General features: G+C 73.9%; 23 protein-coding genes. 13 read left to right on the top strand and 10 right to left on the bottom strand.

Annotated elements, in window-relative coordinates; translation table 11 throughout:
• Positions 1-13 precede the first annotated feature (13 nt).
• The 4 genes from D7193_RS18300 (at position 14) to D7193_RS18285 (ending at position 5684) form a co-directional block, all read left to right on the top strand.
• On the top strand, positions 14-3415 hold the full coding sequence (locus tag D7193_RS18300; RefSeq protein ID WP_120780737.1) for an ATP-dependent helicase: 3402 nt from the start codon (positions 14-16) through the stop codon (positions 3413-3415).
• A gap of 205 nt (positions 3416-3620) precedes the next feature.
• Complete coding sequence (cspE, locus tag D7193_RS18295; RefSeq protein WP_076466503.1) at positions 3621-3824, top strand: transcription antiterminator/RNA stability regulator CspE; 204 nt, start codon at positions 3621-3623, stop codon at positions 3822-3824.
• Positions 3825-4015: 191 nt separating this feature from the next.
• Positions 4016-5350 (top strand): DEAD/DEAH box helicase, encoded by a 1335-nt coding sequence (locus tag D7193_RS18290; RefSeq protein ID WP_120780736.1) that lies wholly within the window; start codon positions 4016-4018, stop codon positions 5348-5350.
• A 130-nt stretch (positions 5351-5480) separates the two neighbouring features.
• A complete protein-coding gene (locus D7193_RS18285) occupies positions 5481-5684 on the top strand; it encodes a hypothetical protein (protein ID WP_120781358.1) in 204 nt (67 codons plus the stop codon).
• Positions 5685-5806: 122 nt separating this feature from the next.
• On the opposite strand, the gene D7193_RS18280 is transcribed toward D7193_RS18285, so the two are convergent.
• The 3 genes from D7193_RS18280 to D7193_RS18270 are packed head-to-tail and all read right to left on the bottom strand — an operon-like array spanning position 5807 to position 8515.
• Positions 5807-6691: an ABC transporter permease gene (locus D7193_RS18280; RefSeq protein WP_120780735.1), complete on the bottom strand. Its 885-nt coding sequence runs from the start codon at positions 6689-6691 to the stop codon at positions 5807-5809.
• Entirely contained in the window at positions 6681-7460 is a 780-nt protein-coding gene (locus D7193_RS18275; protein ID WP_120780734.1) for an ABC transporter ATP-binding protein, read from the bottom strand. Before D7193_RS18275 ends, D7193_RS18280 begins: the two co-directional genes overlap by 11 nt.
• Positions 7457-8515 (bottom strand): ABC transporter substrate-binding protein, encoded by a 1059-nt coding sequence (locus D7193_RS18270; protein ID WP_120780733.1) that lies wholly within the window; start codon positions 8513-8515, stop codon positions 7457-7459. The genes D7193_RS18275 and D7193_RS18270 overlap by 4 nt, the downstream gene beginning before the upstream one ends.
• Positions 8516-8781: 266 nt before the next feature.
• Here D7193_RS18270 and D7193_RS18260 point away from each other — a divergent pair, with 266 nt between their 5' ends.
• The 3 genes from D7193_RS18260 to nudC all read left to right on the top strand — a co-directional run bounded on the left by D7193_RS18260 (position 8782) and on the right by nudC (position 12456).
• Positions 8782-10092, top strand: coding sequence for a M16 family metallopeptidase (locus D7193_RS18260; protein ID WP_120780732.1), 1311 nt, complete (start codon positions 8782-8784; stop codon positions 10090-10092).
• Entirely contained in the window at positions 10089-11420 is a 1332-nt protein-coding gene (locus D7193_RS18255) for a M16 family metallopeptidase (protein ID WP_120780731.1), read from the top strand. The genes D7193_RS18260 and D7193_RS18255 overlap by 4 nt, the downstream gene beginning before the upstream one ends.
• Before the next feature lie 76 nt (positions 11421-11496).
• Positions 11497-12456 carry an NAD(+) diphosphatase gene (gene nudC / locus D7193_RS18250; protein WP_120780730.1) on the top strand — a complete coding sequence of 320 codons (960 nt, stop codon included), beginning with the start codon at positions 11497-11499 and terminating at the stop codon, positions 12454-12456.
• A 124-nt stretch (positions 12457-12580) separates the two neighbouring features.
• On the opposite strand, the gene D7193_RS18245 is transcribed toward nudC, so the two are convergent.
• The 3 genes from D7193_RS18245 to D7193_RS18235 all read right to left on the bottom strand — a co-directional run bounded on the left by D7193_RS18245 (position 12581) and on the right by D7193_RS18235 (position 14357).
• Positions 12581-12850, bottom strand: a complete 270-nt coding sequence (locus D7193_RS18245; RefSeq protein ID WP_120780729.1) for a hypothetical protein — start codon at positions 12848-12850, stop codon at positions 12581-12583.
• 213 nt (positions 12851-13063) lie between these two features.
• A complete protein-coding gene (locus D7193_RS18240; RefSeq protein WP_120780728.1) occupies positions 13064-13303 on the bottom strand; it encodes a DUF397 domain-containing protein in 240 nt (79 codons plus the stop codon).
• A 73-nt stretch (positions 13304-13376) separates the two neighbouring features.
• The gene (locus tag D7193_RS18235; RefSeq protein WP_120780727.1) at positions 13377-14357 is read right to left on the bottom strand and encodes a helix-turn-helix domain-containing protein; all 981 of its coding nucleotides are present in this window, start codon (positions 14355-14357) and stop codon (positions 13377-13379) included.
• Positions 14358-14583: 226 nt separating this feature from the next.
• Here D7193_RS18235 and D7193_RS18230 point away from each other — a divergent pair, with 226 nt between their 5' ends.
• On the top strand, positions 14584-15855 hold the full coding sequence (locus D7193_RS18230) for an MFS transporter (RefSeq protein WP_120780726.1): 1272 nt from the start codon (positions 14584-14586) through the stop codon (positions 15853-15855).
• A 79-nt stretch (positions 15856-15934) separates the two neighbouring features.
• Here the strand turns inward: D7193_RS18230 and D7193_RS18225 are convergent, their stop codons facing one another.
• Positions 15935-16180: a mycoredoxin gene (locus D7193_RS18225; protein ID WP_120780725.1), complete on the bottom strand. Its 246-nt coding sequence runs from the start codon at positions 16178-16180 to the stop codon at positions 15935-15937.
• Between the two features lie 92 nt (positions 16181-16272).
• Between D7193_RS18225 and D7193_RS18220 the strand changes: the two genes are divergently transcribed.
• The 3 genes from D7193_RS18220 (at position 16273) to D7193_RS18210 (ending at position 19311) form a co-directional block, all read left to right on the top strand.
• Entirely contained in the window at positions 16273-18435 is a 2163-nt protein-coding gene (locus tag D7193_RS18220) for an ATP-dependent DNA helicase UvrD2 (RefSeq protein ID WP_120780724.1), read from the top strand.
• A gap of 123 nt (positions 18436-18558) precedes the next feature.
• Positions 18559-18813, top strand: coding sequence for a hypothetical protein (locus D7193_RS18215; RefSeq protein WP_120780723.1), 255 nt, complete (start codon positions 18559-18561; stop codon positions 18811-18813).
• A gap of 132 nt (positions 18814-18945) precedes the next feature.
• Positions 18946-19311, top strand: coding sequence for a WhiB family transcriptional regulator (locus D7193_RS18210; protein ID WP_120780722.1), 366 nt, complete (start codon positions 18946-18948; stop codon positions 19309-19311).
• A 355-nt stretch (positions 19312-19666) separates the two neighbouring features.
• On the opposite strand, the gene D7193_RS18200 is transcribed toward D7193_RS18210, so the two are convergent.
• From D7193_RS18200 to D7193_RS33725, 3 genes are all read right to left on the bottom strand, one after another.
• A complete protein-coding gene (locus tag D7193_RS18200; protein WP_120780721.1) occupies positions 19667-21013 on the bottom strand; it encodes an ABC1 kinase family protein in 1347 nt (448 codons plus the stop codon).
• Positions 21014-21492: 479 nt separating this feature from the next.
• The gene (locus tag D7193_RS18195) at positions 21493-22545 is read right to left on the bottom strand and encodes a ThiF family adenylyltransferase (RefSeq protein WP_120780720.1); all 1053 of its coding nucleotides are present in this window, start codon (positions 22543-22545) and stop codon (positions 21493-21495) included.
• Positions 22546-22748: 203 nt separating this feature from the next.
• Positions 22749-22916, bottom strand: a complete 168-nt coding sequence (locus D7193_RS33725) for a DUF5679 domain-containing protein (protein WP_007072829.1) — start codon at positions 22914-22916, stop codon at positions 22749-22751.
• 523 nt (positions 22917-23439) lie between these two features.
• On the opposite strand from D7193_RS33725, the gene D7193_RS18190 reads away from it, so the two are divergent.
• Together D7193_RS18190 and D7193_RS18185 are read left to right on the top strand one after the other, a co-directional pair.
• Positions 23440-23973, top strand: a complete 534-nt coding sequence (locus tag D7193_RS18190) for a M48 metallopeptidase family protein (RefSeq protein WP_120780719.1) — start codon at positions 23440-23442, stop codon at positions 23971-23973.
• A 209-nt stretch (positions 23974-24182) separates the two neighbouring features.
• Positions 24183-24788, top strand: coding sequence for a hypothetical protein (locus D7193_RS18185; RefSeq protein ID WP_120780718.1), 606 nt, complete (start codon positions 24183-24185; stop codon positions 24786-24788).
• Positions 24789-24898: the final 110 nt, after the last annotated feature.

Raw genomic sequence — 24898 nt, 5'->3', positions numbered from 1 at the left:
CGAGGACGAGACCGTGACCCAACCCGCCCTGTTCGACGCCGCGACGCCGGCGCCCCGGGTGGCCGACGCCGGGCCCCGGTACACGCCGGTCGAGCTGGCCCGGTTGCTGCGGCTCCCGGCACCCACCCGGGAGCAGGCCGCCATCATCGCGGCGCCGGTGGAGCCGCTGCTGGTGGTCGCCGGCGCCGGGTCCGGCAAGACCGAGACCATGGCCGCGCGGGTGGTCTGGTTGGTGGCCAACTCGTACGTCCGCCCCGAGCAGGTGCTCGGGCTCACGTTCACCCGCAAGGCGGCCGGTGAGCTGGCGCACCGGGTCCGTACGCGCCTGGACCAGCTGATCCGCCGGCTGGGCCGCCGGGGGCGTGACCCGCTGGACGACCCGCTCGCCGGTGAGCCCACCATCGCCACCTACCACTCGTACGCGGGCCGGATCGTCACCGAGCACGGCCTGCGGGCCGGCTACGAGCCGTCCACCCGGCTGCTCACCGAGGCGTCCCGCTGGCAGCTCGTCGACCTGCTGGTGCGCAACTACGACGGCGACATGTCCGAGGTGGACCGGATGCCGAGCACCATCACCGACGCGGTGCTGGCGCTCGCCGGCGAGCTGGACGAGCACCTCGTCGAGCCGGACGACCTGGCGGCCTGGACCGGCCGGTTCTTCGCCGAGGTGCAGACGCACCCGGGTCGCGTCTACGCGGACGTGCGGAAGGCGCTCCAGCTCCAGCGGGCGCGGTTGAAGCTGCTGCCGCTGGTACGGGCGTACGCCCGGCGCAAGGAGGACTTCGAAGCGATGGACTTCGCCGACCAGCTCGCCCGGGCGGCCCGGGTGGCCCGGGACCACCCGGGGGTCGGCGCGATCGAGCGGGACCGGTTCCGCGTGGTGCTGCTCGACGAGTACCAGGACACGAGCCACGCCCAGGTGGTGCTGCTCACGGCGCTCTTCGGCAACGGGCACCCGGTGACCGCGGTCGGCGACCCGTGCCAGTCGATCTACGGGTGGCGGGGCGCCTCGGCGGGCACGCTGGACCGGTTTCCCGCCGAGTTCACCGGCCCCGGCGGCGCGCCGGCCCCCGCGCTGGGCCTGACCACCAGCTGGCGCAACCGCCCGGAGATCCTCGCGGTGGCGAACGCGCTGGCCACGCCGCTGCGGGCGGCGGGCGCGCGGGTGCCGGAGCTGCGTGCCGCGCTGAGCGTGCGCGACCCGATCCCGCACTGCAGCCCCCGTGGGGCGGCCGCCGGCACCGTCCACTGCGCCCTGCTCGAGACGTACGCCGACGAGGCGGCCTGGATCGCCGACAGCGTGCTGAACGCGTGGCGCGGCGCCGCCCGGATGCCCGACGCCCTACCCGAGCACATCCCGGTGGCGCAGCGGCCGACGACGGCCGTGCTGGTGCGGGTACGCAGCCAGATCCCCGCGATCGAGTCGGCCCTGCGCGAGCGGGGGCTCCCGGTCGAGGTGGTCGGCCTGGGCGGTCTGCTGGACACCCCGGAGGTGCGGGACGTCGTCTGCACGCTGCGGGTGCTGGCCGACCCGACCGACGGCGCGGCGCTGCTGCGGCTGCTCACCGGTGCCCGCTGGCGGATCGGGCCGCGCGACCTGGTGGCGTTGCACCGCCGGGCCCGGGCCATCGCCGCCGGCCGTCGGCAGCTCGCCGGGGACGGCACACCGGAGATCGTCCCCGACCAGCTGGACGAGGCGACGCTCGTCGAGGCGCTCGCCGACCTCGGGCCGGCGCAGGCGTACTCGGCCGAGGGGTACGCGCGGCTGCGCGCGTACGGCCGGGAGCTGGCACTGCTGCGCTACCGGCTGGACCAGTCGCTTCCCGACCTGATCGCGGACATCGAGCGGACCATCGGCCTGGACGTGGAGGTGGCGGTCCGGGCCGGCCGGGACGGCGCCGGTGACGCGGGCCTCGCCCGTGGCCACCTGGACGCGCTCGGCGACGTCGCGGCCCGCTTCACCGGGGAGACTCCCGGTGCGACGCTCTCGGCGTTCCTGGCCTTCCTCGCCGCCGCGGAGGATGAGGAGCGCGGCCTCACCCCTGGCGAGGTCGAGGTGGTCGAGGGCGCTGTGCAGGTGCTCACGGCGCACGCGGCGAAGGGTCTGGAGTGGGACGTGGTGGCGGTCGCCGGCCTGAGCCGCGGCGTCTGGCCCGGCCCGGTGCGCAACTCCGACCACTGGCTGGGCGGCCTGGGCGTGCTGCCGTTCCCGCTGCGGGGCGACGCCGACGGGCTGCCGCGGCTCGACCTCGACGAGGTGACCGACCAGCGCGGGGTGGCGCGGGCGCTGGCCGACTTCACCGACGCCTGGCGGGCGCACGACGAGCGGGAGGAGCGGCGGCTCGCGTACGTGGCGGTGACCCGTCCGCGCCGGCTGCTGCTGTGTTCCGGGTACTGGTGGGGGGAGGGGACCAAGCGTCCCCGCGGGCCGTCGGTGTTCCTCCGGGAGGTGCAGGACGCCTGCCTGGACGGCGGGCCGGGGCACCTGGTCGACGCCTGGGCGGCGGAGCCGGCGCCCGACGCGGTCAACCCGACCACCGAGGTGGTCGTCCGGGCGGAGTGGCCGGCCGATCCGCTGGGCGCGCGCCGGCCGGCGCTGGCCGAGGCCGCCGCGCTGGTGCGGCGGTTCCTGTCCGACGGCCCCGACCCGGCGCTGCCGGACGCGGACGCGGTGGGGCGGGACCCGGTCGCGGACGACCCCGAGGTGGCACGCTGGCGGCAGGAGGCCGACCTGCTGCTGGCCGAGCGGGCCGAGCTGACCCGGGCCGCCGGCGCGGTGGAGGTGGCGCTGCCCGATCACCTCACGGTCACCCAGTTGGTGGCGCTGCGCCGCGACCCGGCCGCGCTGGCCCGGACGCTGCGACGCCCGATGCCCACCGAACCCAACCCGTACGCCCGGCGGGGCACCGCCTTCCACACCTGGCTGGAACAGCGGTTCGGCGCCGACCGGCTGCTCGACCTGGACGAGCTGCCGGGCGCCGCGGACGCCGACGCCGCTCCGGACGAGGCCCTCGTCGAACTCCAGGAACGCTTCCTGTCCAGCGAGTGGGCGACCCGGGTGCCGGTCGAGGTGGAGGTGCCGTTCGCCACGATGATCGGCGGGGTGGTGGTCCGGGGCCGCATGGACGCGGTCTTCGCCCGCCCCGGTGGGCGGTTCGACGTGGTGGACTGGAAGACCGGCGGGCAGCCCGCCGGGGCCGCGGCCGAGGCGGCTGCCGTGCAGCTGGCCGTCTACCGGTTGGCCTGGGCCGAGCTGGCCGGCGTGCCGGTCGACCGGGTCGGCGCGGCGTTCCACTACGTCCGCGACGGCGTCACCGTCCGGCCGGTGGACCTGCTCGACGTGGCCGGGTTGACCGCGTTGATCGCCGCGATCCCCGAAAACTCGGAACAGCGCGCCGATCCGGCCGAGTCGTGATAGGTTTGTCGGCGTTGCAGTTTTGGTTCCCAGAGACTTCGTGTGCGCCTGGCGGATTGTGGCCCCAGGCGCTCTTTGTTGTGTCCGGAGTTCTCCGGGCGGGGCGACCAGAAGCGACAGGCGAGCCATGCAGTTCCGCGTGGAGCGCTCCTCTATCGGGCCCGCAACAGGTGCGGGTCCGACGTTCCGTCAAGGAGACGAACAGATGGCAATTGGCACCGTCAAGTGGTTCAACGCTGACAAGGGCTTCGGCTTCATCACCCCCGACGACGGCGGCGCCGACGTCTTCGCCCACTTCTCGGCCATCCAGAGCTCCGGCTACCGGAGCCTGGACGAGAACCAGCGCGTCGAGTTCGAGGTGACCCAGGGCCAGAAGGGCCCGCAGGCCGCCAACATCCGCCCGCTCTGATCTTCGGGCGACACCGCATCACCCACCGCGCCCTTCCGGGCCGGTGACGGGGGCCGGCCGGCCGCGCCATGCGCCGGTCCGGCCCCCGTACCCCATTCGGTCCGTGCTTGTGACCACCGGCGGCCCCGCCGCACCGGTGACGCGCCTCCGGCGCCTTCCTCGACACGTGCCGCCTCGAGGAAGGCTCGTCCTTGACCACCGTGGTTCCGTCCTTCGCCGATTCCGGCCTGTCTCCCCGCCTGCTCGCCGCGCTGTCGGCGCAGGGCATCACCGAACCGTTCCCCATCCAGTCCGTGACCCTGCCGGACTCGCTCGCCGGGCGGGACGTGCTCGGCCGGGGCCGCACCGGCTCCGGCAAGACACTCGCCTTCGGGCTTCCACTGCTGCACCGCACCGCCGGTCACCGCGCCCGTCCGGGCCGTCCGCTGGCGCTCGTACTGGTGCCGACCCGCGAACTGGCCCAGCAGGTCACCGCCGCGCTCGCCCCGTACGCCCAGGCGGTCGGGCTGCGGTGCGCCACCGTGGTCGGCGGCCTGTCCTTGCAACGTCAGGCGGACACCCTGCGCGCCGGCGCCGAGGTGCTGGTGGCCACCCCGGGCCGTCTCCAGGACCTGGTGAACCGTGGTGACGCCCGCCTCGACCAGGTCCGGACGACCGTCCTCGACGAGGCGGACCAGATGGCCGACATGGGCTTCCTGCCCCAGGTCACCAGGCTGCTGGAGCAGGTCGCGCCGGACGGGCAGCGGCTGCTCTTCTCCGCCACCCTGGACGGCGGCGTGGACCGGCTCGTCCGCCGCTTCCTGACCGACCCGGTGACCCACTCGGTCGACCCGGGCACGGCCACGGTCACCGCGATGACGCACCACGTGCTGCTCGTCGACGCGGCGGCGAAGCCGGGCGCGGTGACCAGGATCGCCGCCCGTGAGGGCCGCACCATCCTGTTCCTGGGCACCAAGCACCGGGCCGACCGCCTGGCCCGCCAACTGCTCGCCAGCGGCGTACGGGCGGCCGCGCTGCACGGGGGCCGGTCGCAGCCCCAGCGCACCCGGATCCTGGAGCAGTTCCGCACCGGGCAGGTGACCGCGCTGGTCGCCACGAACGTCGCGGCTCGGGGCATCCACGTCGACGGGCTGGACCTGGTGGTCAACGTGGACCCGCCCACCGAGGCCAAGGACTACCTGCACCGCGGCGGTCGTACGGCCCGGGCCGGGGAGGCCGGCAAGGTCGTCACCCTGGTCCTGCCGGAGCAGCGCCGGGACGTGAACCGGCTGATGGCCACGGCCGGCATCCGGCCCGAGTCGGTCGAGGTACGCGCCGACGACGTGGCGCTCGTACGGGTGACGGGCGCGCGGAAGCCATCCGGCGTGCCGGTCACCATCGCACCACAGCCGGCGGCCGTGGCGGGACGCCCCAGCCCCGCTCGGGGTGCGGTCGGCACGTCCGACGGGAGCGGGCGGGAGGGGAACCGGGGTGCGCACCGCACGTCGGGCCGGTCGCGCCGCCCGCGCCGGCCGCGCCACGCCTGACGGCGGTACGCCCTGAGTCGGTAATCAGCGGCGCGTGCGTCGGCTGGCCGACTGCGCCGGGCCGCCGCCCTGGTCGAAGCTCCCCTCGGGGACGGTGCCGGGCGGAGGGCCCGGCCCGGAAGGGGTGACCATGGTGGGCGACGCGGGTTCGGGCACCGCGACGCGTGAGCTGCTCCTGGTGCTCGCGGTCGCGGTCGCCGGGCTGCTGCTCGCCGGGGTCGCGGCCTTCACGCCCTGGCACGCCACCGCCGCCGGAGTCGCTCCGGCCGGTGTGGTGGACCTGCGCGTCCCGGGTGGTCCGGGTTCCGCTCCGGGCGTCCTGCCGGCCGGCTGACCGGTCGCCGGGCCGCCGACGCCGGTGTCCATGAGGGGTGGACCCGGCCCGGGGCGGCGCGCGGTGTGATCGGGCCGGCGGGGCACCGACCCGATCACGCCACGCATGTGCTGCCGAGCCGCTCACTGACCGCCCTGGTCCAGCACGCCCCACCGGCGTCGGATCGCCCTGTCGGCGGCCCCGAACGCGGCGTCGACCAGGAGACCGACCACCAGGATCACGATCATGATGGCCATCAGCCGTTCCGCGTCGGAGAAGTCGCGGGCGTACGTGAGCTGCGCGCCGATCGACGTACGCGCCGCGATGACGACGAGCAGCTCGCCGGCCATCAGGCTCCGCCAGGCGAAGGCCCAGCCCTGCTTGAGGCCGGCGACGATGGCCGGCAGCGCGGCCGGGGCGATGACGTACCGGTAGAGGTTCACTCCCCGCGCGCCGAGGTTGCGGCCCGCCCTCAGCAGCAGCGGCGGTACGTAGTCCACCCCGTGGATGACCCCGTTCGCGATGGACGGCGCGGCGCCGAGCACCACCACGAAGAAGATCGCCTGCTCGCTGAGCTGGAACAGCAGGATCGCGAGGGGGAACCAGGCGATCGAAGGCATGGTCTGCAGGGCGGTGATCATCGAACCGATCGCGGCGCGCAGCACCCGCGACCGGGCCACCGCGAGGCCGAGCAGCAGCCCGACCGCGACGGCCGCGGCGAAGCCGACGACCGCGCGGCGCGCGGTCGTCGCGAGGCCGTCCCAGAGGGCGGCGCTGGTGACGTACCGGCCGAGGTCGGCGAGGACCGGGCCCGGCCCGGGGAGCGCCCAGGGGTCCTTCCACCCGGTCCAGACCACGACCTGCCAGAGGGCCAGGGCGAGGGCGAGCGCGGCGAGCTTCGGCCACGTGCCGGCCCACAGTCGCGCGCCCCGCGAGGCCTCCTTCTCCCGCCCGGCGATCTCCAGCGCGTCCAGCCCGGAGATCTCCGCGTCGGTCCGCGTGGCCGGTGCGAGCGTGTCACTGGCCATGGCGGCCCACCTCCGTACGGAGCCGGTCGGTGACCTCGGCGGCGACCGCGGCCACCTCGGGGGCGTCGAGCCGGCGGGGTCGGGGCACGTCGACCCGGGTCGAGTAGATGATGCGGCCGGGTCGGCTGGAGAGCAGGACGATCCGGTCGGCGAGCCGGGCCGCCTCCCGGACGTTGTGCGTCACGAAGAGGACGGTGAGTTTCCGTTCCGTCCAGATCCGTTCCAGCTCGTCGTGCAGGATGTCGCGGGTCATGGCGTCGAGCGCGCCGAACGGCTCGTCCATGAGCAGCACGGGGGTGTCGAGGGCGAGGGTGCGGGCGAGCGCCACCCGCTGCCGCATCCCGCCGGACAGCTCGTGCGGGCGCTTGCGGCCGAAGTCGGCGAGGTGCACCGTACGCAGCAGCTCGGCGACCCGCTCCCGGCGCTGCGCCCGCGGCAGCCCGCGCAGCTTGAGCGGCGTCTCGACGTTGGCCTCGACGGTCAGCCACGGGAAGAGCGCGGGTTCCTGGAACATCAGCCCGGGCGAGGCGTCCCCGGCCAGGGTGATCCGCCCACCACTGGGCCGGTCCAGGCCGGCGACCAGGTTGAGCAGGGTGCTCTTGCCGCAGCCGGACGCACCGACCAGGCAGACGAACTCGCCCGGCGCCACGTCGAGGGAGACCCCGTCCAGGGCGAGGACGGCGTTCGTCCCGCGCCCGTACACCTTGGTCACGCCGGCCAGCGCGACCGCCTTGGTCGCGCTGGCCGGCGTCGTCGTGGTCGACGTCATGGCTGGACGACCTCGGGCTTGCCCTGCGCCCGGAGCGCCTCGTTGAGGTACGACAGGTCGTACAGGCCGTCGAGGTCCACCGGGTCGGTCAGCCCGACCTCGACGGCGTGGTCGAGCCCCGCCTTGAGCGAGGTGGGGATCGGGTCGTTGGTGAACTCCAGGGTGGGCCACGCCTGCTTGATCAGCTTGAGGTCCAGGGGCTTGCCGGTGATCTTGCCGATCGCGTCGGCGATGGCCTGCTGCGACTCGTCGGGCCGGCTGTTGACGAAGTCGTTCGCGGCGACCTGGCCCTCGACGAGCCTGCGCACCACGTCCGGATGCGCCTTGAGGAACTTCGTGCTGACCAGCAGGTTGGTGATGACGAACTTCCCGCCCGGCCAGAGGTCCCGCTCGTCGACCAGCACCCTGCCGCCGCCGTTGACCAGCCGGGAGACGAACGGCTCGGGCACCCACGCGCCGTCGATCGCGCCGCTGGCGAACGTCTCGACGGTCTGCGCGTTCTCCTGCGGGACGATCGTGACGTCGCCGCCGCCCTCCTTCGTGGTGGTCAGTCCCTGCTGCTTGAGCCAGTACCGCACCGCGACGTCCTGGGTGTTGCCCAGTTGCGGGGTGGCGATCTTCTTGCCGCGCAGGTCCGGCGCGCCGGTGATGCCCGGCTTGACCACCAGCGCCACGCCGCCGGAGGCCGCGCCGGAGACCACCCGGACGGCCTCGCCGTGGCTCTTGGAGAACGCGTTCACCGTCGGGTTGGGACCGATGTACGTGGCGTCCAGCGCACCGGAGAAGACGGCCTCGATGGCAGCCGGGCCGGCGTTGAAGGTCTTCGGTTCGAGCGTCACGTCGCTGCCGAGCTTCTCGGCGAAGATGCCCTTCTCGACACCGACCACGGCGGGCGCGTGCGTGATGTTGGGGAAGTAGCCGAGGCGCAGGGTCACCGGCCCGGATCCGCCGCCGGCGTCGCCGCCGTCGCCGCAGGCGGCGGTGCCCAGCGTCGCCGCGCCGAGCACGGCGAGGGTGACCAGGGTTGTCGACCGGCGCAGGGAGAGGCGTCTCATCGCTCGTCCAATCCACAGTTTTCCTACTTAGTTGGTAGGAACACTGGGTCAATGGCCGGGTGGGCGTCAAGGCCCATCCATATGCCGGGACGAGGGGTTCCAGATCTCGCTGCTCTTCCTGCCACCGTTCGCGCTGTCCGGCTGGCGGCACCGGGAGGAGGCCGAGCGGGTCGGCGCCGAGGTGCTGACCCGGGTGCGGGTCCCGGCCGCGGTGGCTCCGCGGAGGTCGCCGGTGACGGAAAGGACGACGCGCTAGGGTCGATCACGTGGCGGCGCGGAGATCGAGAATTCCAGCGACGAAATATCCAGTCGAGCGGTTCACCCTCGACAACGGTCTGCGGGTGGTCCTCACCCCCGACCGCAGTGCCCCCGTCATCGGGGTCGCCGTGGTCTACGACGTGGGCATCCGCTCCGAACCGGAGGGGCGCACCGGCTTCGCCCACCTCTTCGAGCACCTGATGTTCCAGGGCTCCGAGAACCTGGAGAAGCTGGCCCACTTCCGGCACGTGCAGGGCGCCGGTGGCACCTTCAACGGGTCGACCCACCTCGACTACACCGACTACTTCGAGACCCTGCCCAGCAACGCGCTGGAGCGCGCGCTCTTCCTCGAGGCCGACCGGATGCGCGGTCCCCGTCTCACCGAGGAGAACCTGCGCAACCAGGTCGACGTGGTCAAGGAGGAGATCCGGGTCAACGTGCTCAACCGGCCGTACGGCGGGTTCCCCTGGCTCACCCTGCCGCCGGTCATGTTCGACACGTTCCCGAACGCGCACGACGGCTACGGCTCCTTCGACGACCTGGAGTCGGCCACCGTCGCCGACGCGGCCGACTTCTTCCGGCGCTACTACGCGAGCGGCAACGCGGTGCTGGCGGTGAGCGGCGACATCGACGTGGCCGAGGCGACGACGCTCATCGAGCGGCACTTCGGGGACGTGCCGGCGCGTCCCGCGCCGCAGCGCCCCGACTTCACCGAGCCCGACCTGACCGCCGAGCGGCGCACCTCGTACACCGACAAGCTCGCCCCGCTCCCGGCGGTCGCCGGCGCGTGGCGCGTACCGGACCCGATCACCGACTTCATCGGCTATCTGCCGTACGTCGTGCTCGCCGAGGTGCTGACCGACGGCGACGCCTCCCGGCTCGTGGAGCGGCTCGTGCAGCGCGACCGGACGGTCACCAGCCTGGGCGGTTACCTCGGCTTCATGGGCGACCCGTTCGACGTGCGGGACCCGACGGCGCTGCTGCTCCAGGCCCACCTGCCCCCGGGCGGGGACGTCGACAAGGTGCTGCGCACCATCGACGAGGAACTGGACCGGCTGGCGACCGACGGGCTGACCGAGGGCGAGCTCGCGCGTACGCAGGCCAGGATGGCCACCCACCTGCTGCGCGACACCGACGCGGTGCTCGGCCGGGCGCTGCGGATGGCGGTGCTGGAGCAGCAGCGGGGCGAGCCGGGCCTGCTCAACGACCTGCCGCGGCTCGTCGGCGAGGTCACGGAGGAACAGGTACGGGCCGCCGCCGCGACGATACGGCCGGAGCGCCGCGCGTCGATCGAGGTCATCGCCGGAGGTGCGAAGTGACGGCCACTGTCCCGCCCGGGCCCCGGACCCTCCCGCCGCTCGGGCCGAACCGCCGGCTCAAGCTGCCGCAGCAGGCCGAACGCACCCTGGGCAACGGGCTCACCGTGATCGCGGTACGCCGTCCGGCCGTGCCCCTGGTCGAGCTGCGGCTCTGGGTGCCGTTCGGCCGGGTCCACCTGGCCCGGGGCGCGATGCTCTCGCAGACGCTGCTCTCCGGCACGCCGACGATGACCAGCGTGCAGATCGCCGCCGAGTTGCAGAAGGTCGGCGGCGGGCTGGCGGCCGGGCTCGACCCGGACCGGCTCATGCTCACCGGCACCAGCCTGGTCACCGGGCTCGACCGGATGCTGGAGATCCTCGCCGAGGTGCTGACCGGGGCGACCTACCCGAAGGAGGAGGTCGCCACCGAACGGGACCGCCTCGTCGACCGGATCCAGGTGGCGCAGAGCCAGCCCGCGCACCTGGCCCGGGTCGCGCTGCTCAAGCGCATCTTCGGCCGCCACCCGTACGCCGTCCAGACCCCGGAGACCGACGAGGTCCGGGCGGTCCGCCCCGGTGTGCTGCGCCGCCTGCACACCGAGCGGGTGCACCCGGCCGATTCGGTGCTCGTGCTGGTCGGCGACGTGCAGCCGGAGCGGGCGCTGGACGCCACCGAGAAGGCGCTGGGCGGCTGGGCCGGCGCCGGCCGGACGGTCGACCTGCCACCCGCGCCGCCGCTGGAGCCGGGCCCGCTGCTGCTGGTCGACCGGCCCGGGTCGGTGCAGTCGTCGCTGCGGGTCGCGATGCCCGCGGTGCCCCGCACCCATTCCGACCATGCGGCCCTGCAACTCGCCAACCTCATCTTCGGCGGCTACTTCTCGTCCCGGTGGGTGGAGAACATCCGCGAGGACAAGGGCTACACGTACGGGCCGCACTCGCTGATCGAGCACGCGGTGGCCGGGTCGGTGCTCGTGGCCGCCGCCGAGGTGGCCACCGAGGTGACCGGTCCGGCGCTGCTGGAGACGACGTACGAGCTGGGCCGGCTCGCCTCGCTGCCGCCGAAGGAGGACGAGCTGGAGCAGGCCCGCCAGTACGCCCTCGGCACGCTCCAGCTCGGCATGTCCACCCAGGCCGGCCTGGCCGCGCTGGTCAGCGCGTACGCGGGCAACGGCCTGCGGCTGGACTTCCTGGCCGAGCACGCGGCCCGGCTGGCGAAGGCCACCGTGGCGGACGTGGCCGAGGCGGCGGCCCGCTACCTCGCCCCGGCGAAGGCCGTCACCGTGGTGCTGGGCGATGCCGAGCGGATCGCCCCGTCCCTGGCGGCACTGACAGCGGTAGAGACGGCATGAGCGAGCGCAGCGAGCGAATCGTCAGGCGCGGTGCGGTGGCGCCTCAGGCCGGCGTCGACCGGAGGGAGGCGGCGGCATGAGTGGGGAGGCCGCTCCACCGCTGGCGCGTTCGACCCTCGACCGGGCGGCGCACCGCCGCACCGATCCGGCCTGGCTGGCCGAGGCGTGGTTGCGGGGCCGGGTGCTCGTGCTGGACTCCACGGCGGACGGCCGGACGCTCGTCCGTACCGACGTGAGCCCGCCGGCGCTGGTGCTGCTCGGGGCCGGTGACCTGCCGGCGGGCAGCGAGGCGGCTGCCATGTTCCTGGGGGTGGAGCCGGACGAGGTGCCGGTCTTCGCGGTCGACGTCGTGCTTCCGGAGCTGCCCGGCACCCGGGCGGTGGGCCTGCGGGACGTGGGTCACCTGCTCAGTGACCGGGACGCCGGGCTCTTCACCACGGCGCTGGCGCTGCTCAACTGGCACCTGCGCCACGCTTACACGTCGGCCACGGGCGCGCCGACGGAGATGGACGAGGCCGGCTGGTCCCGGATCGACCGTAACGGCGAGCGGATCTGGCCGCGTACCGATCCCGCGATGATCGTGCTGGTGCACGACGGCGTCGACGGGCTGGAGGGGCGGTGCCTGCTGGGCAACAACGCGGCCTGGCCGAGCACGCCGGGGCAGCGGCGCTTCTCCTGCCTGGCCGGTTACGTGGAGCCGGGGGAGTCGGCCGAGGCGGCCGTGCTCCGCGAGGTCCGCGAGGAGGTCGGCGTCGGGGTCGAGAGGATCGCGTACGTGGGGAGCCAGGCGTGGCCGTTCCCCGGCTCGCTGATGCTGGGCTTCCTCGCCACCGCCGACCCGGAGGACCCGGTCCGGCTCGACCCCACCGAGATCGCGTACGCCCGGTGGTTCACCCGCGCGGAGATCGGCGCGGCGCTCGCGGGGCGGACCGTGGACGTGGGCGGTGGCGCCCGGCTGGTGCTGCCGCCGCCGGCATCGATCGCGCTGTTCCTGATCCACAAGTGGCTGGACGGCTGGGTGGACGCCGGGCGGTGAGCCGCATGCGGTCCCGGCCCGTGACCGTCGTTGCCGCGGCGGTCACGAGCCGGGAACACGGGCCGTCGTGGTCGGTGGGCGAGGAACACGGCGGGGGAGCCGGTCCGGCCACGACGGACATTCCTCAGGTGACGCCGGGCCGGTATGCCCGGAGGGCGCCGGCGTCGCTCAGCGGCAGTACCTTGACCCGTTGCCGGCCGGCGCGTACGGCGCCCACGGTGGACAGCGCCCGGGCCAGCAGCAGGGCGGCGTCCCGGTCCTCGGCGTGCACGATCTGCCGGCGCGGCTCCGGCGCGGTCGTCTCGTCCCGCAGTCGGTGACCGCCGGCCCAGGCGGCGGCGATGTCGCCGTCGGCGACGGCGCGGATGTCGGTGCGAACGATCAGGAACCGCATGGGCGTCTCCGGATGGAAAGCGACTCGCGAACCGGATGGAAGTTCCACGTCACTCAGTCGTCACTCTACGCCCCGTATGCATCTCAGCAAGTGAAACGCAACTATCGGATTCGAGCCTCGTCCGATCAGCGGATGCCTGGTCAGCGGCGGGTTGGTCGGATATGCGACGGGGCCGCCGGCATCGCGCCGACGGCCCCGCCCCGCTCGACCGGGTCAGTCCAGATCGAACTGTCCCTCCTTCGCGCCGGCGATGAAGCCCAGCCAGCCGGCCCGGTTGAACAGCAGCACCGGGCCGCCCCGGTCCTTGCTGTCGCGCAGCGCGACAGCGGCGGGACCGCCGCCCAGCGGGGCGACCTCCACGCAGTTGGAGGTCTGGCTGCGCGTGCTCTTGCGCCACGGGGCGTCCGCCAACTGCTGGGTCGTGACGGACCGGGTGTTGCGGATCTCGTTCATGGTTCTGCTCCATTCGAACCGCTCCGATGGGACGAGTGGTGCCGCACGTCCCCGACGGAGGGTCCCCCGTGGATCACCGTTCCGTCAGCCGCCCCGGATGCCGGCGGCGTTGGGTCGGCGCCGTTGCCGGTCCGTACGCCACCGTGGACGGGTTCGCCGTCCCGGTCAGCCGTCCCGTCGCCTCGATCAGCCAGGAGAGCGTGTCCGAGGCGGGAAGTGCCGCCGTGCATAGCCACTCGAACACCACTTTATAGCGATTTAGGGTTTTTGCCTCGGTCGACATGACGTCGGTGAAGCCCCCTTCGATGGCGACCGTCTCCGGATCGAGGGGGTCGGCGAACCGGTAGACCGAGAACGCGGTCGGCGGCAGGTACCAGTCGCCGATCGCGGTGTCGCGGAGCAGCACGTGCAGGGTGACGTTCGGAAGAAGGGCCAGCTCGCAGAGCTGCACGAGCTGCTCGTGGAGCACCTCCGGCGGACCGGCCCGGTGGCCCAGCGCGGCCTCCTCGATCACGGCGGTGTAGCGGGGCGCGTCCGGTTCCCGGGTCAGCAGCTCCTGCCGCGCCAGCCGAGCCTTCACCTCGGTCTCCGGCTCCTCGGCGGGTTCCGGGTCGCCCGCGCGCTCCCCGACCTCGCGGGCCGAGACGATCCGCACCCGGGCGTAGCCGGGAGTCTGCAACAGGCCCGGCACCAGCACCGGGTTGTACTCCGAGATCGCGGCGCAGCCTGCCTCCAGCTCGGCCCAGCTGCGCTGCTGCTGGGTCATCACCGGGAAGTTCTTCAGCCAGCCGCGCATGTCGCCCGCCTCCTCGGTGATGCCGAGGAGTTCGGTGCGCAGTGCCTCGTCGGCGCCGTAGAGGTCGAGCAGGCCGCGCACGTCGTCCGGGTCCGGACGGCTGCGGCCGTTCTCCAGCCGGGACAGCTTGGACGCGGAGGCCCACCCGATCCGCTCGATGACCTGGTCCCCGGTGAGACCCGCGGCCTCGCGCAGCCGGCGCAGCTCGGTGCCCAGCCTGCGACGGCGCAGGATCGGGCTGGGTGCGGCAGGAGGCAAGGTGTCCTCTTTCCCATCGACCGTCGTGAAACGCGACGGTAACTGTATGAAGTTCGCCCCCCACCGTCAGTATGGACGGCGCGACCGGTGTCGGAGGTTCCGGCGGGGGCGTGTCTTGCAGAAAAGGGGACCGTGGACCGTGCGACCGCCGGACGCCACGTCCGGAACGGACGCTCCACGGACGACCGTGCCCGCCCGGGGCGCGCCACCGCGAGTCGGAGGACCCATGCGCACCGTCCTGCGCCGACCCGAGTTCCGCCTGCTCTTCTGCGGGCTGCTGGCCAGCATGAGCGCGGAGTCGATCCTGCTGCTCGCGCTGGCCATCTGGGTCAAGGACCTGACCGGGTCCGACGGTCTGGCCGGCGCCACGATCTTCGCGGTCATCGCGCCGATGGCGCTCGCGCCGCTCGTCGGGTGGGTCGTCGACCGCTACCCGCGCCGGCCGTTCTTCGTCACCGCCAACCTGGTGACCGCGCTGCTCATCAGCCCGCTCTTCCTGGTGCGTACCCGGGCCGACGTGTGGATCGTCTACGCGGTGGCCGCCCTCTACGGGCTCTCCTACCTGGCCCTCAGCGCCGCGCTCAGCGGGCTGATCCGGCAGCTCGTGCCGGTGGAACTGCTGGCCGAGGCGAACGGCGCCCTCCAGACCGTACGCCAGGGGCTGCGGCTGGTCGGCCCCCTCGCGGGCGCCGGCCTCTACGCCGCGATCGGCGGGGCGGCGCTGGCCGCGGTCGGCGTGCTCGGCTTCCTGACCGCGGCCGGCGTGGTGGGCCTGCTGCGCACGGCGGAGACGGCGCCGCCCGGTGCCGGACCGGCCTGGCCCCTCGACCTCGGCGCCGGGCTGCGGCACCTGTCCGGGGAGCCGGCGCTGCGCCGGGCACTCCTCGGCTACGCGCTCGGCTCGCTGGTGATGGGCTTCACCGAGTCACTGATCTTCGCGTACGTCGACCAGGGCCTGCACCGGGACGCCGCGTTCGTCGGCGTGCTGGTCACCGTGCAGGGCGTCGGCGGACTGGTGGGCGGCCTCTGCTCGCCCGGTGCCGTACGCCGTCTCGGCGAGGTGGGCACACTGGCCGCCGGGGTGGCCTTCTTCGGGCCGGCCGCGCTGGCGCTCGCGTACCCCGACCTGCGGGTCGGCGTCGTGGCGGTGCTGCTGGCGGGGTTCTCGCTGCCGCTGACCATGGTGGGGCTCAACACGCTCATCCAGCGCCGTACCCCGCCGCGCCTGCTCGGCCGGGTAGCGGCCGCCGCGGAGGCCGTGGTCAGCGGGCCGCAGGCGCTCTCGATCGGCGCCGGCGCGCTCCTGGTCGGCGCGCTCGACTACCGGCTGCTCTTCCTCCTCACCGGGACGGTCACGCTGCTCGCGGGCGCGTACCTCTGGCGGGCCCGGCACCTGACCCGACCGCCCGGTACCTCCACCCGCCCGCGCGTCCCGTCGCCCCGCCGCCCGGACGACCACGACGTGATCGCCGCGACACGCCGCCAGCGCGGGCGATGACGTCCGCGGCCACCGGAGCCGGAAACGGAAGAAGGCGGCCGTCCGGTGGGACGGCCGCCTTCTTCGGCGGTACGAGGGCTCAGACGGCGGTGATGGCCTCGAGGTGCTGCTTGACCTCGGTGATGGACGGGTTGGTGAGCGCGCTGCCGTCCGCGAAGCGCAGGGTCGGGACGGTCTGGTTGCCGCCGTTGACGCTCATCACGAACTCCGCGGCCTGCGGGTCCCGCTCGATGTCGACCACCTCGTACCCGATGCCCGCCCGGTCGAGCTGCGACTTGAGCCGGTGGCAGTAGCCGCACCACGAGGTGGAATACATCGTCAGCATGGTGTGATCCTCCCACGGTCCGCCCGGCGGCTTGCCGATCAAGCCGAGGCTATCCGCTGCAACGTCCGGGGCGGCTGCCAGAATTCCTGGCTGTGGTGGTTCACTCAACGGCCGACCGGGTGCTCGCCGGGCTGGATCCCGAGCAGCGCAGCGCGGTGACCGCGCCGGCCGGTCCGGTCTGCGTCCTCGCGGGCGCCGGCACCGGCAAGACCCGGGCCATCACCTCGCGGATCGCCCACCGCGCGCTCACCGGGGAGATCTCCGCCCGGCACGTGCTGGCGGTCACGTTCACCGCCCGGGCCGCCGCCGAGATGCGACACCGGCTCACCCAGCTCGGGGTGAACGGCGTCCAGGCACGCACCTTTCACGCGGCGGCCCTGCGCCAGGTGCGCTACTTCGCGCCCCGCCTGCTCGACGGGCGGGCCATGCCCGAGCTGCTGGACAGTAAGGTGCGGCTCGTGACGCTCGCCGCGGCGCGGGTCGGGCTACGCACCGACCGGGCCGCCGCTCGGGACCTGGCCGGCGAGATCGAGTGGGCCAAGTCGTCGCTGGTCGAGCCGGGCGAGTACGTGGTGGCCGCCGCCAAGGCGCTGCGCGAGACCCCGCACGAGCCGGCGAAGGTGGCCGAGGTCTTCGCGGCGTACGAAAAGATCAAGCGCGGCAACGGGGTGATCGACTTCGAGGACATGCTGCGCGCCGCGGTGTGGGGGATCGAGGAGCACGCCGACGTCGCCGAGCAGGTGCGGGCGCAGTACCGGCACTTCGTGGTCGACGAGTACCAGGACGTCAACCCGCTGCAGCAGCGGCTGCTGGAGGCGTGGCTCGGCGGGCGGGACGACCTGACCGTGGTCGGCGACGCCAGCCAGACGATCTACTCCTTCACCGGGGCGACCTCGTCGTACCTGGTCGACTTCCCGCGCCGGCACCGCAACGCCGTGGTGGTGCGGCTGGTGCGCGACTACCGTTCCACCCCGCAGGTCGTCGGGCTCGCCAACGCGGTGATCTCGCAGGCCCGCGGCACCGAGGCCCGGCTGCGCCTCGAACTGCGGGGGCAGCGCCCGCCCGGCCCCGAACCGGAGCTGCGGATCTTCACCGACGAGCCGGCCGAGGCGAACGCCGTAGCGGCCCGGGCGCGCGCGCTCGTCGACGCCGGCACCCCCGCCCGCGAGATCGCCGTGCTGTTCCGCACCAACGCGCAGTCCGAGGCGTACGAGAAGGCGCTCACCGAGGCCGAGGTGCCGTACGTGGTGCAGGGCGCGGAGCGGTTCTTCGAACGCGCCGAGGTGCGGCAGGCGATGGTCGCGCTGCGCGCCGCCACCCGCTCCATCCCCGGGGAGACCCCGCTCCCGGCCGCCGTGGTGGAGGCGCTCGCCGCGGTCGGTTGGGCGCCGGACGCGCCGCCGGCCGGTGGCGCCGCCCGCGAGCGCTGGGAGGCCCTCGCCGCGCTGGTGCAGCTCGCCGAGGAGTACGCGGCCACGCCGACCGTGCTCCCGATCGGTGAGGCCGCCGCCGTCGAGCGCCCCGTGACGCTGGCCGATTTCACCGACGAGCTGCACCGCCGGGCCGCCCAGCAGCACGCCCCGACGGTGGAGGGCGTGACCCTCGCCTCGCTGCACTCGGCGAAGGGGCTGGAGTGGGACGCCGTGTTCCTGGTCGGGCTCTCCGAGGGCACCCTGCCCACCACGTACGCGAAGACCGTGGAGCAGGTGGAGGAGGAACGCCGGCTGCTCTACGTGGGCGTCACCCGGGCCCGGGAGTGGCTGTGGCTGTCGTACGCCGTGGCGCGTTCCCCGGGTGGGCGGGCCCGGCGGCCCTCGCGGTTCCTGCCCCAGCTCGACCGCTCCGGCGGCGGTGAACGCGCGCGCGGCACCGGCCCGGCGGCACGGCCGGAGCGGCGCCGCACGCAGATCGTCTCCTGCCGGATCTGCGGTGCGACCCTGCTCGCCGGCCCGGAGCGGAAACTGGGCCGCTGCGCGACCTGCCCTTCCGACATCGACGAGGCCCTCCACGAGCGGCTGCGCGAGTGGCGCCGCCGGGTGGCCGGGGCACAGAAGGTGCCCGCGTACGTGGTCTTCACCGACGCCACGCTGACCGCGCTGGCCGAACGGCGGCCGGGCCGCGCCGAGGATCTGATCGCGATCGCCGGGATAGGTCCCCGCAAACTGGGCCTCTACGGCGAGTCCGTACTGGCGTTGGTGAAGGGCGCGGCGGTCGACGACGTCTGCCCGGAGAAAACTTTCGAAATCGAGCCGTAAATTCGTTTGCCCTCCCCCCGCGGGGAGGCATAGCCTCAGGACACACCTCGCGAGCGGCGCCATTCGGCCTGCTCACGAGGGGTAGGTCCAGTCGATTCGAGGAACGTGAGGGAGGTGGCACCAATGGAGATCTTCACCTATGAGCGTCCGGCGGCGCTGCCTGCTGCCATCGCTCCGCTGTCGGCTGTCCGGGTGGCCCTTACCGCCGCACGACCGTCGGTTCCGCAGGTGCACCAGGTCCAGGTTCAGGCCGAGCTGAACCTCACCGTCGCGCCGATCGGAGTCGAGGGGACCAGTGGCTTCACGGGCAAGGGCGTCGATGTCGCCAAGAAGCGCATGGACGTCCGCGGTGTTCCACCTCGAGGTAGACCGGTCTGATCACCAGACCACCGGCTCACCTCGAGGCCGCGGAACCCGCACACCGGGATCCGCGGCCTCAGTTTTTTGTCCCGCCGAAGTAGTCGGAAGTAGCGATCCACGAGATCGAAGTGAGAGAGAGGTGACCGGGTGATGAGTCTGGCGTTGGCCTCGCTCGACGTGAGCGTCGAGCTGGAGGCGAACCTGCCCTGCCGGAAGTTCGACCCCGACCTGTGGTTCTCCGACTCGCCCACCGAGCTCGAGCTGGCCAAGTCGCTCTGCGGGGACTGCCCGCTGCGCGTCGAGTGCCTCGCCGGTGCCGTGGAGCGGGCCGAGCCCTGGGGCGTCTGGGGTGGCGAGATCTTCGAGCGTGGCGCGGTCGTTCCGCGCAAGCGGCCCCGTGGCCGTCCGCGCAAGGAGGACGTCGCCCGCGACGCCGCTCTCCGGGTCGAGGCCGAGGCGCGTCTCGCGGCCAGTGGTCTGGCCCAGGGGCGTAACGCGGTCCGGCTGGCGGCCTGACATGAACCCGACCCGTCCCAACTATGCCGGTGTCACGCCGGTGATGAGTGAGAACACCATGCTGCACGTCCCGAACGGAGCCATCGAGATGCAACTACTCCACGAAGCGTTGTCCCGGGCTCGAATGCGCCGGCCTCAGGCCGGTCGCACCACGAGCACTGAGGCAACCCGATCCGCCCGCACCGTCGCCATGAACAGCCGCAAGCAGTCGGCGTACGAACTGGGCACTCTCTGACATCACCCACCTGGGGCGGGTGGCCGGTCTCCGGCCGCCCGCCCCGCGGCGTTCCGGCGGACGGCACCGTGCCCGGGGCCGGGGCCCGGGCACCCGCAGCGCGCGACGGCCCGGGGGCCGTCAGGCGACCGGCGCGAAGCCGGGCAGCCAGCGCTCCAGGATGCTCCGGTACGGCGCCCTGGCCTCGAGCTGGCAGAGCACCCCGATCGAGCCGAGCGTGACCCGGTGGATGAGCAGGTACGACGGGGGCAGGTTGAGCTGCCGGCCCAGCTGGTACGCGGGGGAGCGGGGGCTCGCGAGCCGGGCCGCCTCGCCCCGCAGCCAGGCCCGCGTGAACCGGAACTCGTCGGCGGCCACCGGCTCCAGCATGGGCCGGATGTAGTCCAGCACCGCCTGCGCGTCGATGGGGCCGTCCTGGTTGAGGAAGCCCTCCTCGCGCAGGCCGTTCACGACCCCGTCGGCGTCGCCGCGCAGCGCCAGGCCGGCCAGCCGGCCGATCGGCTCGGGCGTGCCCTCGGGCATCCGGGCCACCGCGCCGAAGTCGACGACGCCGAGCCGGCCGTCGGCCAGCAACCGGAAGTTGCCCGGGTGCGGGTCGGCGTGCAGCAGCCCGGCCCGCATCGGTGCGGAGAGGTGCAGGGTGGCCATGAGCCGGCCCGCCTCGTCCCGCTGCTCCTCGCTGCCCTCCCGGATGATGTCGGCCAGCGGGGTGCCCTCGACCCACTCGGTGACCAGCACGCGGGGCGCGGACGAGACCACGGCCGGGATGTAGATCTCCGGGTCGTCGGCGTACGCGGCCGCGAACGCCCGCTGCGACTCGGCCTCCAGCTCGTAGTCGAGTTCCTCGGTGATCCGTTCCCGCAGCTCGACGAGGAGCGGCTTGACGTCCAGCCCGGGCTGGATCGCCCGGAGCATCCCGCCGAGCCGGGAGAGCTGCTTGAGGTCGGTGAGCAGGGCGTCCCCGGCGCCCGGGTACTGGATCTTGACGGCCACGTCGCGGTGGCGGGGGGAACCGGACGGCCCGTACCCGGGGTCGCGCCAGACCGCCTTGTGCACCTGCCCGATGCTGGCCGCCGCGGCCGGGCTGTCGTCGAACTCGACGAACCGGTCCCGCCAGTCGGGGCCGAGCTGCTCGGTCAGCACCTTGTGCACGCTGGCGACGGGCAGCGGCGGCGCCGCCTCCTGGAGCTTGGTGAGCGCCTGCCGGTACGGTGCGGCGATCTCCTCCGGCAACGCCGCCTCGAACACCGACAGCGCCTGACCGAACTTCATGGCGCCGCCCTTGAGCTGGCCCAGGACGCTGAAGAGCTGTTCCGCGGTGCGCTGCTGGATCTCCGCGGAGATCACGTCGGAGGCGAGCCCGGTGACGCGCTTTCCCATGCCGAGAACGGTCCGGCCGGCGAAGCCGAGCGGCAGTGCGGCGAGCTTGGCGGTCCGGGACACGGCCCGGCGCGGGATGTCGGTCACTTGGTCATTGTTACCGACTCTGCCGGCCCGCGGCTGCTGAGCGCCCCGGCACCCGTCGTTCGGTCCGGACGCCCGGTCGGAGATCGGGCGTCAGCGGACAGGCGACGGCCCGGGGGGCTCCGGAAATCGGGCGTCGGCGGGCAGGCGGCGGCCCGGGATGTGCCTCGGAGATCGGGGCGTCGGCGGGCAGGCGGCGGCCCGAGAGCCCCGACTGGCACCTCCCGGATCCGACCAGGCCCGCCGTCGGCCGGGCCGCCCGCACATGATCCACACCAGATCGCCGATGTGGCGGCATCCGTCCCACCTCGATCCCGCGATATCGCCGGAACGGAGTGGATCACCCTCGATCGGCAGCGCCTCGGATCCGACCAGGCCCGACCGGCCGACCCAGCGGGTGTCGGCGGGCAGGCGGCGGGTCGGGGCCCGCCTCCGCCGCGGCATAGGGCGGCCCAGCGGCCGGGCCGCGATCACCGCCCAGATCACCGGCGACCGCCACGGGAGCAGCCGCAGCCGGGGTGCGGCGGCCAGCCACGGCGGCGCAGCCGGCGGGGGCCGTGGATCTCCATCGACCCGCCCAGGGTCTCCGGAGTGCCGCCGTCGAGCTGCGCCAGGGCCTCCGTCACGGCGAACCCGGTCGCGGCGAGCAGGGTGGCGGTGGCGACCGCCGGGTTCGGCTCCTCGGCGGCGAGTTGGGCGGCCAGCCGGGGCCAGGCCGGGTCGCGGTCGACGCGGTGCAGGTCGACGCAGTTGAGGCACGGGCCCACGGGCGGCCGGACCATCGGCCCGACGACCGCCACGCCCTCTCGGACCGTGATCAGCAGGTGCGGCTGGCGCCGCTGGGCGTGACCGGCCGCGACCAGGGCCGCGGGGCGGTCGGCGCCGAGCTGCACCACCAGGTCGACCCGGCCGCGCCGCTGGGCGGTCGTGGCGCCGGGAGCCGCCCGGGCCATCGCCTCCCGGGTGGCGGTGGCGAGCGGACGTCCGAGATCCGCCGCCGGGATGCCGGTGCCGACGAGGTCGGCGGGGCGTACCGGACCGGCGAGATCCACCGTCAGCTGCCCGACGCCGGCCTGGGCGAGGGCCACGGCCACCGCCGCGCCGAGCCGGCCGGGGCCGGTCACCAGCACCGCGGCGGCGCGCCGCCGCCGCAGAACCTGCGCCGGGCTGGCGGGCAGGGTGGCCGCGGAGAGAGCGAGGGCGCCGGCCTCCGCGGCGAGCCGCGCCCGGGCCGGGCCGGCCAGGTCGCGCGGCAGCAGGGAGTGCCCGGGAACGAGCAGCCCCGCGGCGCGGAGGGCGTCGAGGAGCGTGCGGGCCTGGTCGGCGCCCACGTCGGCGGCGACCGGGTGCGTCAGCACGCCACGTTCGCTGCGCGTGCCGTCGAGCAGGTCCAGCAGGCGGGCGGCGCGCGGGTCGGCGACCTCGAGCAGGACGGCGTGCCCCGGCCCGAGGCCGAGCTGGAGCGTGTGCCGGTCACGCCACAGCCGGGTGAGGCCCGGCAGGAGCGTGGGACGGGGGAGTACGGCGCGGGTCATGACAACGAATCGTGACCGCGTCCGTGCGCTGCGTCGATCGTTGTCCACAGGTGGGGAGGGCTCTGTCCTGGGCTGTCCACAGAACTTCGCGAGTTATCCACAGCCCCCGTACGGCCCTGTCCGGGAGCCGACAGGGCGCGCACCGTGACGACGACGGGGAGGGGTGACCCGGCCGGGCCGCCCCTCCCCGTCGTCGCGATCGCTCAGACCTTGGCCTTGCCCAGGATGCGGTTCACTGTTGTGCCGCACACCGGACACTTGCCCTTGGCCATGTTCATCCCGGTCTTCGAGACCTCGATGTGTCCCTCGAAGTCCCGCTTCTCCTTGCACTTGACGCAGTAACCGTTGTAGGTCTGGGCCTGGTCGGCCACGGTGCCCTCCTCGTCTCGTCCGCCGGTCGATGCCGTCCCGGCGGGGTTCCCGGCGGCGGGCCACGCGGCCCCGGCGCCGGGTCTTACTCCTACGGCCACCCACGTGACCGCTGGTCCGCGGACCCTACCCAGGTGTGGGCGGTTCCATGTCAGCTGTGCGTCGACACTGTGAGGAAGCCGACCACGAGAGTGTGCACGGGGAATAACGTCGGATAAGTCAGTTTGGCGCGGACACGCCGACCAAACCGCCTCAGACGGCCCGCAGGGCACCCCCGGTCGGTGCCCCAGCCGGATGATCACCTACCGTGGACAACGCGTCGAGCCGTCCCAGGTGGCGGGCCTGAGGACCGCCACGAAGCGTGACGGTGACGCTGCGCGGTCTCCTGGCAAGAAAATTTTCAGGACTCCTGGCGACCAATCACCATCTTCCGGGCGCGTGTCGGAGGGTTGACCCTTGCGTACCCCTGGTCACTAGGCAGTAGCTTTCCCTCGTGGCAGCAAACCGAGGCTGCGCGGGTCTGTGATGGCAGGGGCGCGCAAGCCGGTCGTCGAGGTGCGGCGCAGCCAGCGCCGGCGACGGACGGTGTCCGCGTACCGCGACGGTGAGCGGGTCGTCGTCCTGATTCCCGACCAGTTCTCCCGCGCCGAGGAGAGCGAGTGGGTCGACCGCATGCTGGCCCGGCTCGCCGCGCGCGAGGGGCGGCTCGCCCGGTCCGACGCCGAGCTGTTCGCCCGGGCCACCCGGCTGCTCACCACCTACCTCGCCGAGTACGGCTCCCAGGCCGTTCCAGCCAGCGTGCGCTGGGTGACCAACCAGAACGGCCGCTGGGGCTCCTGCACCCCCGCCGACCGGACCATCCGCATCTCGCACCGCGTCCAGGACATGCCGGACTGGGTGATCGACTACGTGCTCCTGCACGAGCTGGCGCACCTCATCGTGCCGAGCCACAACGCCGAGTTCTGGGCGCTGGTGGCCCGCTACCCGAAGTCGGAGCGCGCCCGCGGCTACCTGGAGGGCGTGGCCGCGGCCGCGGCCGTCCCCGCCCTCGCGGAGTGACTGGCCCTCGCCGGGCTTCGGACCAGCGGACCAATCCGGTCCCGTCTCTGGCCACCTCCGCACGCCAAGATCGCGCAACATCTCGGAAGTAGTGGCCTCCGCCGGCCGTTGAGGCCACTACTTTGTCGACGTTGCGCGATCTTGAACCCGGGTGCCCCCATGGCGCGGCACGGGTGGGCACCGTCGGGGTGCGGAGTTAGGGTCGGGGAATGGTACGGCGGGTGGTGGTGGCCCTGCTCGGGCCCGTGACGTGGGCGCCGCCGGGCGTCGACCCGGTGCGGTGGCGCACGGCGCTCGCCGAGGACACCGTCGACCTGCTCGCCATGCTGACCGAGGTGGACACCGCCGTGGCGGTCACCCCGGCCGACCGGGCGGTCGCCGACGCCGTGACCTGGCCGGACATGGCGGTGTACGAGGTACCGGAGCCCACGCCGAGCGCGGTGTTCGCGGCGCTGTCCGGGTACGACCAGGCGGCCGTGATCGCCGCCGACGCCCCCGACCTGCCCGGGCTGACCATCGGAAAGCTGCTGCGCCCGCTGACCAGCCGCCCGGTGGCGGTCGCGCCCGCCGAGGGTGGCCCGGGTCTGCTCGGGGTCGCCGCGCGGCTGCCCGTACCCCCGTGGCTGCCGCCGGTGGACCTGGACGAGACGCTGCCGGCGGCCGTGCGCGCCGCCGCGCCCCGGCCCGGCGACCTCGCGGTGACACCGGCCTGGCGCCGGCTGCGCGGGCCCGCCGACCTGGCCGCCCTCGACCCGGCCGTCGAGGGCTGGGAAGCCACCCGCGCCCTGCTCTCCGGCGCCGCGCACGCCGGCTAACCACCGCGCCCGGCCCACCCCGCCCACCCGGCCCACCCACCCGACCGCCCGGCCCACCGGGCCGCAGGCGGACGGGTGATCAAGAGCTTTGCGTCATCCGGAGGCGCTCC

This window comes from Micromonospora costi, from assembly GCF_003626655.1.
Lineage (GTDB): Bacteria > Actinomycetota > Actinomycetes > Mycobacteriales > Micromonosporaceae > Micromonospora > Micromonospora costi.
The sequence above is the reverse complement of the archived record's forward strand: the minus strand, read 5'-3'. Positions and strand labels throughout refer to the sequence as shown.

Bases quoted from the DNA above. Each gene is read 5' to 3' on its own strand.
- cspE (WP_076466503.1), top strand. From the start codon at position 3,621: ATGGCAATTGGCACCGTCAAGTGGTTCAACGCTGACAAGGGCTTCGGC.
- D7193_RS18285 (WP_120781358.1), top strand. From the start codon at position 5,481: ATGGTGGGCGACGCGGGTTCGGGCACCGCGACGCGTGAGCTGCTCCTG.
- D7193_RS18280 (WP_120780735.1), bottom strand. From the start codon at position 6,691: ATGGCCAGTGACACGCTCGCACCGGCCACGCGGACCGACGCGGAGATC.
- D7193_RS18275 (WP_120780734.1), bottom strand. From the start codon at position 7,460: ATGACGTCGACCACGACGACGCCGGCCAGCGCGACCAAGGCGGTCGCG.
- D7193_RS18270 (WP_120780733.1), bottom strand. From the start codon at position 8,515: ATGAGACGCCTCTCCCTGCGCCGGTCGACAACCCTGGTCACCCTCGCC.
- nudC (WP_120780730.1), top strand. From the start codon at position 11,497: ATGAGTGGGGAGGCCGCTCCACCGCTGGCGCGTTCGACCCTCGACCGG.
- D7193_RS18245 (WP_120780729.1), bottom strand. From the start codon at position 12,850: ATGCGGTTCCTGATCGTTCGCACCGACATCCGCGCCGTCGCCGACGGC.
- D7193_RS18240 (WP_120780728.1), bottom strand. From the start codon at position 13,303: ATGAACGAGATCCGCAACACCCGGTCCGTCACGACCCAGCAGTTGGCG.
- D7193_RS18230 (WP_120780726.1), top strand. From the start codon at position 14,584: ATGCGCACCGTCCTGCGCCGACCCGAGTTCCGCCTGCTCTTCTGCGGG.
- D7193_RS18225 (WP_120780725.1), bottom strand. From the start codon at position 16,180: ATGCTGACGATGTATTCCACCTCGTGGTGCGGCTACTGCCACCGGCTC.
- D7193_RS18215 (WP_120780723.1), top strand. From the start codon at position 18,559: ATGGAGATCTTCACCTATGAGCGTCCGGCGGCGCTGCCTGCTGCCATC.
- D7193_RS18210 (WP_120780722.1), top strand. From the start codon at position 18,946: ATGAGTCTGGCGTTGGCCTCGCTCGACGTGAGCGTCGAGCTGGAGGCG.
- D7193_RS18195 (WP_120780720.1), bottom strand. From the start codon at position 22,545: ATGACCCGCGCCGTACTCCCCCGTCCCACGCTCCTGCCGGGCCTCACC.
- D7193_RS18190 (WP_120780719.1), top strand. From the start codon at position 23,440: ATGGCAGGGGCGCGCAAGCCGGTCGTCGAGGTGCGGCGCAGCCAGCGC.
- D7193_RS18185 (WP_120780718.1), top strand. From the start codon at position 24,183: ATGGTACGGCGGGTGGTGGTGGCCCTGCTCGGGCCCGTGACGTGGGCG.